This window comes from Arthrobacter sp. B2I5, from assembly GCF_030816735.1.
In the GTDB taxonomy this organism is placed as follows: Bacteria; Actinomycetota; Actinomycetes; order Actinomycetales; family Micrococcaceae; genus Arthrobacter.
Genome location: NZ_JAUSYF010000001.1, coordinates 877493 through 892144, shown reverse-complemented (window position 1 = coordinate 892144; position 14652 = coordinate 877493). Strand labels below are relative to the sequence as shown.

Here is a 14652-nt window from a genome sequence, read left to right as displayed (position 1 = left end):
AACTCAGCTGTGCGTGGGTTCTTCCACGAGTGCGGTGGCGATGCTGGCCGCGTCATCCAGTGCGGCCAGGAACCGTTCGGCGTCCAGGGCCGCGGCGCAGCCGGTGCCCGCGGCGGTGATGGCCTGCCGGTAGCGGTGGTCCACGGCGTCGCCACAGGCAAAGACGCCGGTCAGGTTGGTGCACGTGGTGGGGGCGTCCACCTTGATGTAGCCTTCCTCGTCCAGGTCCACCTGGCCTGCCACCAACTCGGTCCTGGGCAGGTGTCCGATGGCCACGAAGATGCCGGTGGCATCCTGGTGTCGGGTCTCGCCGGTGCGGGTGTCCGTGAGGGTGACGCCGGTGACCTTGCCGTCGCCGTGGATGGCGGTGACGGCGGAGTTCCAGGCGAAGCGGATCTTGGGGTTGTCCTTGGCGCGCTGGGCCATGATGCGGGAGGCGCGCAGTTCACCCTTGCGGACCACCACGGTCACGGTCTTGCCGAACCGGGTCAGGAAGGTGGCTTCCTCCATGGCTGAGTCGCCGCCGCCCACCACGATGATGTCCTGGTCCCGGAAGAAGAACCCGTCGCAGGTGGCACACCAGGAAACACCGTGGCCGCTGAACTTCTTCTCCTCCGGCAGGCCCAGTTCCTTATATGCGGAGCCGGTGGCCAGGATGACGGCCGGTGCCTCGTAGGTCTCTCCGCCGCCGGTGACCACGCGCTTGAGGGAACCTTTCAGCTCAACGGACGTGGCGTCGTCGTACTCAATGCGCGCGCCGAACCTTTCCGCCTGCTGCTGCAGCCCGTCCATCAGCTCCGGGCCCTGGATGCCGCCGGGGAAGCCCGGGAAGTTTTCCACCTCGGTGGTGTTCATCAGCGCGCCGCCGGCGGTGACGGACCCGGCCAGGACCAGCGGGTTCAGGCCGGCGCGCGCGGCATAGATGGCGGCGGTGTAGCCGGCGGGGCCGGACCCGATGATGATCAACTGCTCTTTACTCATGAATTGTCCTTAGGTGGCGGTACTACTGGGCGTCCGCGTGCTGCGCGGGCAGGAGTTCGGTGATCAGTTGTTCAACGCGTGCCTTGATCTCGTCACGGATGGGACGGACGGAGTCAACGCCCTTGCCGGCCGGATCCTCCAGCACCCAGTCCTCGTAACGCTTGCCCGGGAAGAACGGGCACTCGTCACCGCAGCCCATGGTGATCACCACGTCCGATTCTTTCACTGCCTCGGTGGTGAGTACCTTCGGGACCTCGGCGGACATGTCGATGCCCACCTCGGCCATGGCCTCGACGGCGGCCGGGTTGACCTTGTCCGCCGGCTGGGACCCGGCCGAACGGACCTCGACGGCGCCCCTGGACAGGGAGGTGAGGAAGGCGGCAGCCATTTGCGACCGGCCGGCGTTGTGGACGCAGACAAAGAGGACAGACGGCTTTCCTGTGGGGTCGGTGCTCATGGGTACTCCTCAAACTGATGGGAAACTGCGTTCGGTGTAATAAACGTCACCCGTGTTGCGTGGATCACACTAATTGCCTAATCTAGTTGAGGCTTAAGCAAACAGGCCATGCAAGAAGCTGCAGCGTCGCAGCCAATGCCGGGGAAGGCTTTACAACTTGAACTCTAAGCTGAACATCGTGGTCCGGGTGGATCTGGACCGTAGCAAGGCCAAGGTGATTGCAACGGGGCATATCACCATTCACAGCATCAACGCCCTCTATGTCGTGGCAAAGCGTGCCAACTCCCTCAAGGGCGGCCTGGACCTGGAGCTGGACATTTCCAGCGCCTGGGTGGACCAGGAAGCGCTGGACATGCTCCGCGCCTGCTCTGAAACAAGGCACCTGCCCGCCAAAATCGATCCGGACCAGGCATCCTGCACCATCAGCGTGCTGGCCGACCGCCGACATCGGCGCCAAACGGCAGGCCGCCTGGCCGCATAAATTTTCCGGCCCCTCGCCGAGCCCAGTTTTCGGGCCAGAACGGGCCGACCCACCGCTTCTTTTTCGCTCCGACGGCACGAAGTGCAGCTGCATCTGAACAAACGGATGGCTGCACTTCGGGGCCGGCGGGGCTTTTTCCGGATTACAGCAACTGCACGTCCGCGTCCAGGATGTCCTGGAGCTCCTCAACGGTGAGGCCGGCTGCCCTGCTCAGCGCGTCATGCCCGGCTCCCAGCTCCGCAGCATTCCGGAGTACGCTCCCGAACCGCTCCTGCGCCGCATCGAGCTCCCACTGCAGGCTCTCCACCCCGGCCGAGGCCAACCGGACGGCTTCCAGCGGATCACCGACAGGTCCGCCATCCATGATGTAGCCGCAGCTGCAGGACCATTCCGTCGAGGCAAGCTCCAGCGGCGCCCATCCCAGGGAGGCTATCGGAAAGGGAACGGCCGTCATGGCTGACCCGCAGTAAAATGGGGCCGCGGGCTCATCAAGCACAGCTACTGGTGCCGGTTGAAGACTAGATTCTTCGTAATGCCCGGCGCGGGTTGGCTGCCCCGGCGCGTGAGGCTCAAGTACTGCAGTCATAGAAACCCGCCCGTCCGATAGTTAACTAACAATGTAGCTAGTCTAACTAGGATTACGCCATTGTCTACCGTGCAGTAATCTCAGGCTCGCTATCGACGGAGTCCAGGGCTTGCCTCATGCACACCAGAAAGTGCATTACTGCCTTAAGCTCTTCCGGAGACAGCGATTCCGCAGCTTCAAGCATGCGCTGGTGCATCTGGTTGAGGTTGTCCCGGACTTCCCCGTCCGCTCCGGGGGTGGGACGAAGGATGACGGCCCGCCGGTCTGAAGGATGGGGTACGCGCGTCACGTAGCCACTGGCCACGAGCCGGTCCACGAGACTGGTCATGGACGCGGAGGTAATCCCCAGTCGGCCGGCAAGTTCGGTAGGGCGGACTCCCACCCCGGCAGCTTCTGCATCGATGAGGTAACGGAGAGCCAGGAGGTCCGTCTCCCCCATAGCAGCTGAAGAGCGGGTGCGCCGCCGCATGGAGCTTTCCGAGCTGCGGAACTTGCGGAGGGCGTTGATGACGTCGACGGCTCCGGGCTGCGCGCCCTTTGGCCATGGGTACCAGTAGCCTTCGCTTGTACCATCCGGGTTCATGCGAATTCCTTCGATATCCTAGTTGCTTGACTGTCTAACAAACCCATGTTAGCCGACTTGTTCCACCGCCACCTCCACAATGATGAAGAGCGCAAGCAAGTACCTGCGCACGTAGCCGGGGGAAAAGTAGAGTACCCGCTACTCGTGCCCTCCTCCGGCCGGGCCAATAAGTTTCTATGAAACCCGAGGCACCACCGCCGAGGGGCGTGACAAGACGGGGGTGCAGGGTGGCAGGTGGCCCGGCAAACAACGCGGAGCCCGAGCGGCAGGGGTTCCTGCTGGATCTGATGACAGGGGCCGACGACGATGCGGCGTCCCTGCAGAAGCTCGCCGATGCCTCCGCCCGCTGGATCAGCACCACGGCCGGAATCGCCATTGAGTGCGCCGCCGTGCTGCACCGTCAGCGGTCCTGTCCTGCCAGCGCCGGGAGCACGCCGGCCGCGGCCTCCCTGGCATTAGACGACGAAACCGGTGAAGATCCCGCAGCAATCGCGTCGGCACTGCTTGGACCGGCAGTGATCAACCCGGGCGGCGCCAGGTGGCAGGCGTACCGGAGGCGGTTGACGGACAGAGGTTTTGGCGCGGCCCTCGCCGTTCCCCTGGAACTGCAGCCCGGCTCTGCCGGCACACTCGTGTTCCTGGGACCGGCGAACTACGTTTTCAATGGCAAGGTGGTTGACGAGGCCGCGTGGTTCGCCGGGGTGGCGTCGCACAGCCTGAAACTGGCCCTTGATGTGCACGGCGTCATCCGCGCAGGCGACAACCTGAAACAGGTTCTCGAGAGCAGGACCAGCATCGACGTTGCCTGCGGCGTGCTGATGGCACAGAACCGCTGTTCCTATGCGGAGGCGTTCGGCAAGCTCGCCGGCACCTCACGGCACCGCAACCTGAAGGTCCGCAGCGTTGCGGAAAGCCTCCTCAGGTCGCTGCCCAGCGGCGCGCCGGTAACACGGTTCGAGCCCCCGGCCATCGCATAAGAACTGCGGCGGAATGCTGGTGCCGCGCTCTTGTCCCTAAGCCGCGCTCTTGCCCTACCTAGTGCCGCGCCCGGAACCGGATGAGGCCTGCCGCCACCAGCCCTGCACACCCGAGTGAAGCCAGCATGCCGCCGAGAGCCACGAAGTAATCGGTGATGGTCATTGTCCTGCGCTCCTTCCGAACTGCCTGATGAGCCCAACCTATGCGGCGAAACTCAGCGTTCCCTGAAGGATCGCCAGCAGGTTCGGTCAAGATCCGGTAAAGGAAAACTGCGGTGATCCACATACTTTGGTCCGCGATCTTCTCTTTGTCGGGGCGTTCCGTATTATTCATGCATGTGGACAAAACAAAGCCAGAGCTTCTGCCCCACCTGCGGCAGGACCACCAATCACGTCACGCACTTCCAAAAGGATGACGCCGGCGCCCTGGTTGCTGACGTCCGCTGCGTTGAGTGCCCCGAGATCGCCGGGGCGGTCGCCTAGGTTTTAGAGAGCACCCTGCTTTTGTTGACTGCGCGGTTCTTGCTGGCTGGGCGTGGCAGCGCTCCTCCCGGTCGCGTCACCGCCAGGATCACCCCGACGCCGGCCAGCGACGAAACCATGGCCGATCCGCCGTAGGAGATGAACGGCAGCGGCACGCCGATCACCGGCAGCAGGCCGCTGACCATGGCGATGTTGATCACCGCCTGTCCCAGGATCCAGGTGATCACGCTGCAGGCCACGATCCTGGAGAAGGTGTCCGTGGTGCGTGCGATGGTCTTGAACACGGCGATGGCCAAAATGGCGAACAGGACCAGCACCAGCAGCGTGCCGGCCAGGCCCAGCTCCTCGCCCAGAATCGAGAAGATGAAGTCGTTGTGGGCTTCCGGTATCCAGTTCCACTTCTGCCGGCTCTGTCCCAGGCCCACGCCGAACCAGCCGCCCGAGGCCAGGGCGTAGGCGCCGTGCTGCGCCTGGTAGCCCACTCCCTGCGCGTCCTCCTCCGATCCCATGCCCAGCCAGGACGAGATCCGGCCCATGCGGTTGCCGCTGGTGGCCGCGAGCAGCAGGGCTGCCACCACGCAGATCAGCCCGGCCACCGAGAAATACTTTCATCCGGACCCCGCCGTAGAACATGGTGGCGGCAAGGATCATCATGATGATCATGGTGGTGCCCAGGTCGTGTCCCAGCCCCACGATCAGCATGATCAGTCCGCCCGCGGGACCCAGCGGAACAACGGCATGTTTCCAATTGGCCAGCAGGGCCTGTTTCCGGTCCAGGATGCCGGCGGCCCACACGATCAGCGAGAGCTTGGCGAATTCGGACGGCTGCGCGGTGAAACCACCCACGCTCAGCCAGTTCCGGTTGCCGTTCACGGACATGCCCAGCGGCGTGAACACCAGCACCAGGGCAACCAGGGAGCCGATCAGCAGCGGCCAGCCCAGCCACCGGATCCGACGTACGGGCATCCGCGCCAGCACAAGCATGATCACCACGCCTGCCACGGTCCACATGGCCTGCTTGAGCGGAAGATCGTACGGATTGTTTCCGGCCGCCACGGATTCCACGGACGACGCCGATGCCACCTCCACGAGTCCGATCGCCGAGAGCGTGAGGACCACCGCCAGGATCAGGGGCCGGAGGCGTCCTGGGGAGTCATCCTCCAGCCACAACGCCAGTTTGCCGAGCCCGCGCCGGGCAGGACGGCCCGTCACGCGCTGCTTTTGTCCTGTATTCATCTGTCCGTTCCTCAACCTGCACAGCAGGGCTTCCCCCATGGCCGGGCCCATCACCGGGGCGGGTACCGCCGAGAAAAAAGAGTACGCCCTTTGCCGATCTACGCACGGTGCGGCGCGATGGCGGGGCTGCCGTTCTTGGGGAATTTCCAGCTTGGGCCTGTAGGGTAGCGGAAATCCGTCCCCTCCCGAAGGTCATTTTGCCGTGTTCGGTTCCAGAAAATCCCCCGGCCCGGATCAGGTTGGCTCCCCCGCCGCCTACCCCGGCCAAGGCGACCTGTACGCCGAAAGTCTGCGCCGCCGTCGGCCTGTCCGCCGCGTCCCGCGCTGGCTCAAGGCGCTTACCGCCGTGGTGTCCGCGCTGCTCCTGGGCGCCGTAGCCTTCGGCGGCTACTGGGCGTGGCGCCTGCAGTCCAACATCAGCTCTTCTGAGCTGACGGCCGGAGGGCAGCGGACCGAAGGGGCCGTGAACGACAGCACGGACAGGCTGCAGATCCTGGTCCTGGGCTCCGACACCAGGGACGGCAGCAACAGCCAGTACGGCGCAGCGGAGGACTCCTCCGGGTACGGGCAGTCCGATGTGATGATGCTGCTGGACATTTCCGCTGACAACAAGCATGTGAATGTGGTTAGTTTCCCGCGTGACCTGCTGGTGGACGTGCCCAAATGCAAGGACCCCAAAACCAACCAGTCTTATCCCGCGCAACAGGACGTGATGATCAACAGCGCCATGGCACAGGCCGGCATCGGCTGCGCCGTGGACACCGTGAACAAGCTGACCGGCCTGGAAGTGGACCACTTCATGATGGCCGATTTCAACGCCGTGAAGGAACTGTCCAATGCCGTGGGCGGCGTGGAGGTCTGCGTCAGCGACGCCGTGCACGATCCTGACAGCGGACTGAACCTGTCTGCCGGCACTTCGCAGGTGCAGGGCGAACAGGCCCTGGCGTTCCTGCGCACCCGGCACGCCTTCGCCAACGGCGGGGACCTGGGGCGCATCCAGGCCCAGCAGGGCTTCCTGGCCTCGCTCAGCCGCAAGCTCAAGTCCGAGGGCACCCTGGGCAACCCGCAGAAGACCCTCACTATCGCCGATACCATCACCAGGAACCTGACGGTCGACTCGGGGCTGTCCTCCGTCCCGTCGCTGCTGACCATCGCCAACCGGCTGAAGAACATCGATCCGGCCAACATCAACTTCATTACCGCACCCACCATGCCGGCGCCTGAGGACCCCAACCGGCTGGCACTGGATGAACCGGCGGCCTCCAACTTCTTCACGGCGCTGCGCAACAGCCCGGACCTGAGCCAGCCTGTCCCGACCGGGCCCACGGAGACGCCCGCCACTCCCGCGGCGCCCGCCTACGACAAGTCACTGCAGCCCGTTTCCATTGCCAACGGCACCGGTGTGACAGGCCGGAGCAACGCCATCGCCGGCCTGCTCTCGGATGCCGGCTTCACCAACCTGGCCAAGCTTCAGGCCCAGGCGCAGGACAAGACCATGGTCTACTACTCGGCCGGGTTCGAGGACGTCGCGGCGGACGTGGCGGCCCTGTTCGGCCTGCCGGCAGGCAGCATCCAGCAGGTGGCGAACATCCAGGGCGTGCAACTGTACGCCGGCACGGACTTTGCCACGGGCACCAAACCGGCCGCGCCGCCGTCGTCCGCCGACTCCGCCGGTGGCGTGGTGGCCCAGACGGGCAGCGACCAGACTTGCCAGTCCGCCAACCCGCTGGGGTAGCTGGCCGCGCGCGAGATGACAGTGGACGGCAATCCCGGGCACCGGCACCGCCGCGAAATGTCATCTCGCGGAGAGTTCACCTTTGCCTGAATACATCAGACGCTGTACTTTAAGACCATGCAGACCCTCACCCACGCTCCGGTGCTGGCGCGCTTCGGTTACGCCGTGTCGGACCCCACCCGCGCCCGCGTGCTGCTGGCACTCGCGGAAGCCCCGTCCTATCCTTCCGACCTAGCGGACAGCCTGGGGGTGTCCCGGCAGAGCATGTCCAACCACCTGACCTGCCTGCGCGGCTGCGGACTGGTGGTTGCGGTTCCGGACGGGCGCCGGAGCCGCTATGAGCTGGCGGATAACCGGATTGGCCACGCCATCAAGGACCTGATCAACGTTGTCCTCGCGGTGGACCCGGCCTGCTGCGCCCCGGACGGGGAGTGCTTCGCATGACCGGCACACTCCACTCCCCCACCACCGAGCGCCGGCAGGTGCTGAGCCGCCGGATCAGGCTTTTCGCGGCAGCCACCATCACCTACAACGTCATCGAGGCCATCGTGGCGTTGTGGGCGGGTGGCGTGGCTGATTCCTCCGCCCTGATCGGTTTCGGCCTGGATTCGGTGATCGAGGTGGCCTCCGCACTGGCGCTGTCCTGGCAGTTCTCGGCCAAGGACCCGGAGCGGCGCGAGCACCTGACCCTGCGGATTATCGCCATCTCGTTCTTCGCCTTGGCCGCCTTCGTGGCCGTCGATTCAATTCGCTCCCTGGCGGGCGGCGGGGAAGCACAGCACTCCCTGTCCGGCATCGTCATTGCGGCGCTGAGCCTGGCCGTCATGCCGGTCCTGTCCTGGGCGCAGCGGCGCGCGGGCCGGGAACTTGGATCGCGGACGGCGGTGGCCGATTCCAAGCAGACGCTGCTGTGCACCTACCTCTCGGCCGTGCTGCTGGTGGGCCTGGTCCTGAACGGCACCCTGGGATGGTGGTGGGCCGATGCAGGAGCGGCGCTGGTGATCGCCGGCATTGCCGTGCGTGAAGGCATCAACGCCTGGCGCGGCGACGCCTGCTGCGCTGTTCCGCATGCGCAGGCCAACGAAGCCGAAAACACCGGCTGCTGCCCCGACTGCTCCAGCGACGCCCGGCCGCAGTCCCTGGGTATGCCCGCCCTCCGGAAGGACTAACGCCGCAGCTGGGACTGCGTTAGTTGGTCAGCTGGCCCGCAGGCTGGGGTTCCGCCGCCCGCTGGTTGGCAGGAGCACCTGCCGTGGCGGCAGGCCCCGGCGTCGAAGGCCCAGCAGCGGAAGGCCCAGCAGGTGAAGGCCCGGAAGGTGAACGCACGACGGCGGGCTCCAGCCTTTCGTTCGCCCAGCGCCTGAGCGGCCGCTCAACAAAGCGGAAGGACGCGTATGCCAGCAGCACGGTGAGGGCTGCGGTCAGCGCGATGCGGAGCGGCAGCGCCGGGATCAGGGGCATCAGCAGCAGGTAGACCGGCAGGTGCCAGAGGTACATGCCGTAGGACAGGTCGCGGCCGGGTCGCGCCAGCCAGGGATGGCTCAGGATGCGCGAGAGGAAGCCGGCCGGCTGGAGCACCAGGGAGCCGATCAGCACCGCGGACAACAAGGCCAGCCCTGCGGGCCCGAATGTCCAGAAGAGATTGAACCAGTCGCCGGGGGTGTCCGGTTCCTTGAGCAGGAACAGGGCGGCCACCAGGGTGATGCCGGCCAGCGGGGCGCCCCAGCGGGAGGCGGATGCCAGGGCCGCGTGCAGCCGGGAACCCTGCCGCACGGCGGTGAACAGGAGGGCGAGCGCGCAGCCGATCAGCAGTTCGTCCGCCCGGGTGTCCGGCCCGTTGTAGATGCGGTCCAGCGGCTCGCCGGCGTTGACCAGCAGGAACCGGTTCAGTACGAAGAAGGCGGCCAGGGCCGCGGTGGCCAGGGCTGCGGTGCGGACCTTCAAGAATCGGAGCATCGCCAGCAGGAGCAGCGGCCACACGAGGTAGAACTGCTCTTCGACGGCGAGGGTCCAGGTAGGGCCCAGGGTTTCACCGGCAATGGAATCGCCGAACAGGCCAAAGTGCGCCAGGTTCATCACGTAGGCGGCGGCCGGAAGAACGAAGCCCGCCTGCCCGCCCCACCCGGAGGCGGGGAACACGAATCCGACGGCGACGATCACTGCACAGAGTGCCAGCAGCGCCGGCCAGAGCCGGGCAAGGCGCTTGGCGTAGAAGATGCCCAGGTGCAGCCGGCCGGTGGCGATCCGTTCCTTCATGATCAGCAGCGTGATGACAAAGCCGCTCAGCGTGAAGAACACGTCCACGCCGATCGATCCGCCCGGCATTGAGTCGGTGGCCGTGTGGAAGAAGAACACGCCTGCCACGGCGACGGTGCGGAGCCCGTCCAGGGCATGCTTGCGTCCGGTGATAAGCCCTGTTCCGGGCCCCGCCGGGCGTTCCTGTGCTGGCAAAATTTCACTGCTTGACCTCAAAACCACTAAGCAATTATATATAACGTTTCCATAACTGCGCTGGACGAATACTGGACGAACGCTGGCAGGCGGTCCATATATTCGTCCCTTGTGGCCGGTGGCTGCTGCTCCTAGATTGAACAGATGGTGAATCAGGACATGGCAGACGAACTTGAACAGCTTGTGGACCTGATCGCCGGCATGGAGGACATCAAATCTGTCCTCGATGGCCTGACGGAGGTTGCGGCAGCCGCCATGAGCGCCACCACAGGAGTGCCGATTGAATGTGCTGTGACGCTGCACCGGCGCAAGCGCTCAGCCACCATTGGCGGCAGCAGCGGTACGGCCATAGTGCTTGACCGGATTGAACAAACCCTTGGGGATGGCCCCTGCGTGGACGCTTTGGAAAGCGGCGTTCCCGTCCTCCTGGGGGATGTTTCGTCCGACCGGCGCTGGCCGGATTACCGAAGTGCCCTGTCCGCGGCGGGGATCGCCAGTGCCCTCGGCATCCCCATGAAATTGGATGACGACGCCGGCGCGGTCCTGGATTTCTTCGCTCCGGTCAGCGGGCGCTTCAGTGAGCAGGCGGTGGCCGACGGGGTCAGGTTTGCCGGGATGGCCGGAAAAGCACTGCGGCTCGCCGTCCGGATTGTGTCGGCGGACCAGCGTGCCGAGCACCTGAAAGCGGCCATGGACACCAGGACGGTCATTGACCTCGCTTGCGGGATCATCATGGCCCAGAGCAAATGCAACAAGGATGCTGCCTTCCAGCTTCTCCGCAACGCTTCCAACACCAGGAACCAGAAGCTCAACGATCTCGCGCAAACGCTGGTGGACCGGTTTGCAGGCCAAGGAGCCGCGGAAGCCTACTTCGACGACTAAGGCTTCCGTTCCGGCCCCTCGATCCCCTTCCCGCTGACGGAGTGCCCTGTTAGCATGGCGCGTGCCGACAATGGTGTCCGCCTTCTAAGGAGTCTCCGCATGCCCACGCAACTCAATCCCTACCTGAGCTTTCGCAACAATGCCCGTGAAGCCATGGAGTTCTATCAGGACGTCTTCGGCGGCGAACTGACCATCGGCACGTTCACTGAATTCCAGGCCAGCCAGGATCCTTCCGAAGACCAACTGGTGATGCACGCGCAGCTGGACACCCCGACGGGGCTCACGCTGATGGCATCGGACACCCCGCAGCGCATGGACTACACGCCCGGAAACACCTTCAGTGTTTCCCTCAGCGGCGATGACGATGCAGAACTGAGGGGCTACTGGGAGAAGCTGTCCGACGGCGGCACCGTCACCATGCCGCTGCAAACAGCCATCTGGGGCGACACCTTTGGCATGTGCACCGACAAGTTCGGCGTCCAGTGGCTGGTCAACATCGCCGGCCCCAAGCAGTAACCCGGCTGGCCGGCTGCTCAGCACCAGGTCTCAAGCGCCTCGGCAAGACCGTCCGCTGAGCCCTCCCCAACCCAGGCCGCGTACCCGTCCGGCCGGACCAGGACTGCAGTAGGTGCCGGCACGGCGCCCAGCACGGGAAGCTGCCACGCGCCGTCGTACGTTGCCTGGACGTGCCGGACCCTCCCGCTGGAAAGGTCCGCACCCACCTCCTGGCCGCCGAAGTCCAGCAGCACGGGCTCGGCCTGGTGCAGCAACCCGAACACCCGGACCGGCCCGGCAGTGGTGGTGATGTCCAGGTCCGGCATCCGGCGACCCAGGAGCGGGTGGCCGGGTCCCAAGTCATAGGCGACGTCGAGCCCGGTGACCAGGGCGGCAATGGGCTCGCCCGCTCCCTCCACGCGGAGCACGTCGCCGAGCAGGTCGCGCAGGGCCTCCTGGCGGGGATCGGCCTTCTGGAAGAGGGACTGCGCCATGTTGTACTTCAGTGCCCGCTCCCCAGCCGCGTGGCGCTCGGCGTGATAGGTGTCCAGCAGTTCCCCGCCGGAACCGCCCCGCACCACCTGCCCCAGCTTCCAGCCGAGGTTCACGGCGTCCTGCACGCCCAGGCCGATGCCCAGCCCGCCCGTGGGTGAGTGGACATGCGCCGCGTCGCCGGCCAGCAGCACCCTGCCCTTCCGGTAGGACTCCGCCTGGCGCGTTGCGTCAGTGAAGCGCGAGAGCCAGGTGGGGCTGTGCACGCCGAAGTCGGTGCCGAATACTTCCGTCAGCGCCTGCCGCAGGTCCGCGAGCGTGGGCTCGGTGGCCGGACCCAGCACGGCCTCTGTCACCACCACGCGGACGGTGCCGTCCCCCATCGGGTACAGCCCGTGGATGCCGCGGGCGTCCACCTTTCCGTGCTGGACAGGCTCACCGGCCACCTTCACCTCCGCGATCAGGCTGCTCCGGGTGGCGTCCGGGCCCACCATCGCGATGCCGGCCGAACGCCGCACCGCGCTGCGCCCGCCGTCGGTGCCCACAACGTACCGGGCCCGCACGGGTCCGACGGCGGCGAGCCGGACGTCCACACCGCCGTCGTCCTCCTGCACGCCCGTAACCTCCACGCCACGCCGGACCTGCACGCCCAGCTCTTCCACCCACTGGAGCAGCAGCCGCTCGATGTGGTTCTGGAACAGCGCCAGCGTGTACGGATGGCGTGTAGGCAACGCGCTGAGATCCAGCGGGGTGTTGCCGAACGTGGCGGTGTTCATCGTCTTGCCCTCGGCCAGGAACCTGTCCACGATGCCGCGCTGATCCAGCAGCTCAAGGGTGCGCGCATGGATGCCTCCGCCGCGCGAGCCCGCCAGCTCCTGCGACTCCCGCCGCTCCAGGACCACCGCATCCACCACCCCCGCCAGCCGCAGCTCGCCCGCCAGCATCAACCCCGTAGGCCCGCTCCCCACAATCACCACGTCATGCATGCCGTCCCCCTCCATCGCCGATTAGCCGACCGCCAGTATGCGCCACCCCCAGGGCCTTGCGGCAAGGCCCCCACGGCGGGGTACTTTGGAAATGGAAGGGGATCCCCCGCGCTGCTGTCGATTTTCACTTCCGGTGCGCGTCGTATGGGTAGGGGCTCCACCGAAGAGCCCTTGACCGACAGCAAAGGGAGCACGACATGTCCAAGTATCTGATCCTGATCTTCCAGGACGAGGCAGTGGCCCGGCAGGCCGAAGGCGAATCGATCAGCGCCAGCTACCAGGAGTTCATGCAGCGCCGGAGTTCCAACCTCATCAACGGGGCCGCCCTGCAGCCGTCCTCGACCGCGACGTCCATCCGGCGAGATGGGTCCGGCGGGTTCCTGGTCTCGGACGGTCCGTTCGCGGAGTCGAAGGAGACCCTGGGCGGCTACTACCTCGTGGAAGCCGCCGACCTGGATGAGGCCCTTGAGATCGCCAAGGAGGTTCCCGCCGGGGTTGGCGTAGAGGTTTGGCCAGTACGAGTGGTCAGCTGATGCCCCGGCCCGCCAGTTCGGAGGTTGCGGCGGCGGTTGCTGACGCGCACCGCCGCGAGTGGGGTTTCGTGCTGGCAGCCACGATGGGCGTTGCCGGCGACATTGATGCCGCCGAAGAGGCGGTCCAGGACGCCTACGCCAGCGCCTTGTCCACGTGGGGTGTGAAGGGGATCCCCAGGAATCCGGGGGCATGGCTTACGGTGACGGCGCGACGGCGGGCGCTGGACATGCGCCGGCGCGCCGCTACGGCACAGCGGGCCCTGCCCAAGCTGCTGGAGCCCGAAGAGTACAGCGGCGGCTCCGAGGAGGTCGGGGACATTCCGGACGACCGGCTCCGGCTGATCTTCACCTGTTGCCACCCGGCACTGGCGCTTGAAGCCCAGGTTGCCCTGACGCTGCGGCTGCTTTGCGGGTTGTCCACCGCCGACGTTGCCCGGGCGTTCCTCGTTCCGGAGGCAACCATGGCGGCCCGCATTACCCGGGCGAAAAAGAAGATTGCCGCCGCCGGCATCCCCTACCGGGTGCCGCCGGCGTCTGAGTTCCACGAACGCGTGGACGGCGTGCTGTCCGTGGTGTACCTGGTGTACACCACCGGGCACACCGCACCGTCAGGAGCGGACCTGATGCGGCGCGACCTTGCCGAACGCGGACTGGAACTGGCCCGGACCTTGCGTGCCCTGCTCCCCGCCGACCCCGATGTTGCCGGGCTGCTGGCCCTGATCCTGCTCACGGACGCCCGCAGGGATGCCCGGCTGGATGAGCATCAAGAGCAGGTCCTGCTGGCCCGCCAGGACCGGTCGAAATGGGACCGGCATGCCATCGCGGAAGGGGTGGCACTGCTGCGGGAGGCCCTGGTTACACGGCCGCCGGGCCGGTTCGCCCTGATGGCCGCAATTGCCGCGATTCACGACGAAAGCGGGACCTGGTCCGACACGGACTGGCAGGAGATCCTGGTCCTGTACGACCTGCTGATGGAAAAGTGGCCGTCCCCGGTGGTCCAGCTGAACAGGGCCATCGCGCTGGGCTTCGCCGTGGGATATGCAGAAGGCCTGGCAGCGCTGGATGCGCTCGGCGCCGAACCGCAGCTGCCCGATACCCCTATCTTGCCGCCGCGAGGGCTGATTTCCTGTCCCGGCTTGGCAGGCTGGAGGAGGCCCGGGTGGCATTCCAGGAAGCGCTGATCCTCACCGACAATGATGCAGAACGGCGTTCCCTCCGGGCCCGCATGGGCGAATTGGCCAACTGAACCGTGCCATCTGAACCCTGGCGGGACAGCTGCAGGACAAAGGGCCCG

Annotated in this window: 17 protein-coding genes and 1 pseudogene; 10 read left to right on the top strand and 8 right to left on the bottom strand. The window is 66.1% G+C overall.

All coding sequences use genetic code 11. The annotated features are described in order from the left end of the window. Positions 1-3: 3 nt before the first annotated feature. Entirely contained in the window at positions 4-981 is a 978-nt protein-coding gene (gene trxB, locus QFZ60_RS04240) for a thioredoxin-disulfide reductase (protein ID WP_307088461.1), read from the bottom strand. A gap of 22 nt (positions 982-1003) precedes the next feature. Beyond that, positions 1004-1438 (bottom strand): arsenate reductase ArsC, encoded by a 435-nt coding sequence (locus QFZ60_RS04235; protein WP_307088459.1) that lies wholly within the window; start codon positions 1436-1438, stop codon positions 1004-1006. A gap of 157 nt (positions 1439-1595) precedes the next feature. Between QFZ60_RS04235 and QFZ60_RS04230 the strand changes: the two genes are divergently transcribed. Next, on the top strand, positions 1596-1919 hold the full coding sequence (locus tag QFZ60_RS04230) for a hypothetical protein (protein WP_142032349.1): 324 nt from the start codon (positions 1596-1598) through the stop codon (positions 1917-1919). Positions 1920-2061: 142 nt separating this feature from the next. On the opposite strand, the gene QFZ60_RS04225 is transcribed toward QFZ60_RS04230, so the two are convergent. Then, positions 2062-2373: a hypothetical protein gene (locus QFZ60_RS04225; RefSeq protein WP_307088455.1), complete on the bottom strand. Its 312-nt coding sequence runs from the start codon at positions 2371-2373 to the stop codon at positions 2062-2064. A 196-nt stretch (positions 2374-2569) separates the two neighbouring features. Beyond that, the gene (locus QFZ60_RS04220) at positions 2570-3088 is read right to left on the bottom strand and encodes a MarR family winged helix-turn-helix transcriptional regulator (protein ID WP_307088453.1); all 519 of its coding nucleotides are present in this window, start codon (positions 3086-3088) and stop codon (positions 2570-2572) included. Between the two features lie 227 nt (positions 3089-3315). Here QFZ60_RS04220 and QFZ60_RS04215 point away from each other — a divergent pair, with 227 nt between their 5' ends. After that, the gene (locus tag QFZ60_RS04215) at positions 3316-4065 is read left to right on the top strand and encodes an ANTAR domain-containing protein (RefSeq protein ID WP_307088451.1); all 750 of its coding nucleotides are present in this window, start codon (positions 3316-3318) and stop codon (positions 4063-4065) included. Positions 4066-4401: 336 nt separating this feature from the next. Beyond that, positions 4402-4548: a hypothetical protein gene (locus tag QFZ60_RS04210; protein WP_160141978.1), complete on the top strand. Its 147-nt coding sequence runs from the start codon at positions 4402-4404 to the stop codon at positions 4546-4548. On the opposite strand, the gene QFZ60_RS04205 is transcribed toward QFZ60_RS04210, so the two are convergent. Both QFZ60_RS04205 and QFZ60_RS04200 read right to left on the bottom strand, forming a co-directional pair. Further along, positions 4545-5144, bottom strand: coding sequence for an FtsW/RodA/SpoVE family cell cycle protein (locus QFZ60_RS04205; RefSeq protein WP_307088448.1), 600 nt, complete (start codon positions 5142-5144; stop codon positions 4545-4547). The two genes, QFZ60_RS04210 and QFZ60_RS04205, sit on opposite strands and share 4 nt — an antisense overlap. A gap of 67 nt (positions 5145-5211) precedes the next feature. Further along, a pseudogene (locus tag QFZ60_RS04200) lies at positions 5212-5784 on the bottom strand (FtsW/RodA/SpoVE family cell cycle protein); the annotation flags it as partial. Positions 5785-5986: 202 nt separating this feature from the next. Between QFZ60_RS04200 and QFZ60_RS04195 the strand changes: the two are divergent. The 3 genes from QFZ60_RS04195 to QFZ60_RS04185 all read left to right on the top strand — a co-directional run bounded on the left by QFZ60_RS04195 (position 5987) and on the right by QFZ60_RS04185 (position 8688). Next, positions 5987-7519: an LCP family protein gene (locus tag QFZ60_RS04195; protein ID WP_307088446.1), complete on the top strand. Its 1533-nt coding sequence runs from the start codon at positions 5987-5989 to the stop codon at positions 7517-7519. A 117-nt stretch (positions 7520-7636) separates the two neighbouring features. Further along, a complete protein-coding gene (locus QFZ60_RS04190; protein ID WP_307088444.1) occupies positions 7637-7963 on the top strand; it encodes a helix-turn-helix transcriptional regulator in 327 nt (108 codons plus the stop codon). After that, complete coding sequence (locus QFZ60_RS04185; RefSeq protein ID WP_307088441.1) at positions 7960-8688, top strand: cation diffusion facilitator family transporter; 729 nt, start codon at positions 7960-7962, stop codon at positions 8686-8688. Before QFZ60_RS04190 ends, QFZ60_RS04185 begins: the two co-directional genes overlap by 4 nt. A 19-nt stretch (positions 8689-8707) precedes the next feature. Here QFZ60_RS04185 and QFZ60_RS04180 read toward each other — a convergent pair whose 3' ends face one another. Continuing rightward, entirely contained in the window at positions 8708-9970 is a 1263-nt protein-coding gene (locus QFZ60_RS04180; RefSeq protein ID WP_307088439.1) for an acyltransferase, read from the bottom strand. A 144-nt stretch (positions 9971-10114) separates the two neighbouring features. Between QFZ60_RS04180 and QFZ60_RS04175 the strand changes: the two genes are divergently transcribed. Continuing rightward, the gene (locus QFZ60_RS04175) at positions 10115-10852 is read left to right on the top strand and encodes a GAF and ANTAR domain-containing protein (RefSeq protein ID WP_307088438.1); all 738 of its coding nucleotides are present in this window, start codon (positions 10115-10117) and stop codon (positions 10850-10852) included. A 99-nt stretch (positions 10853-10951) separates the two neighbouring features. Then, entirely contained in the window at positions 10952-11368 is a 417-nt protein-coding gene (locus QFZ60_RS04170; protein WP_307088436.1) for a VOC family protein, read from the top strand. A gap of 17 nt (positions 11369-11385) precedes the next feature. Here the strand turns inward: QFZ60_RS04170 and QFZ60_RS04165 are convergent, their stop codons facing one another. After that, entirely contained in the window at positions 11386-12825 is a 1440-nt protein-coding gene (locus QFZ60_RS04165; RefSeq protein ID WP_307088434.1) for an FAD-dependent monooxygenase, read from the bottom strand. 197 nt (positions 12826-13022) lie between these two features. Between QFZ60_RS04165 and QFZ60_RS04160 the strand changes: the two genes are divergently transcribed. Together QFZ60_RS04160 and QFZ60_RS04155 are read left to right on the top strand one after the other, a co-directional pair. After that, positions 13023-13358, top strand: a complete 336-nt coding sequence (locus tag QFZ60_RS04160; protein ID WP_307088432.1) for a YciI family protein — start codon at positions 13023-13025, stop codon at positions 13356-13358. Beyond that, on the top strand, positions 13358-14539 hold the full coding sequence (locus tag QFZ60_RS04155) for an RNA polymerase sigma factor (protein ID WP_307088430.1): 1182 nt from the start codon (positions 13358-13360) through the stop codon (positions 14537-14539). Before QFZ60_RS04160 ends, QFZ60_RS04155 begins: the two co-directional genes overlap by 1 nt. Positions 14540-14652 lie beyond the last annotated feature (113 nt).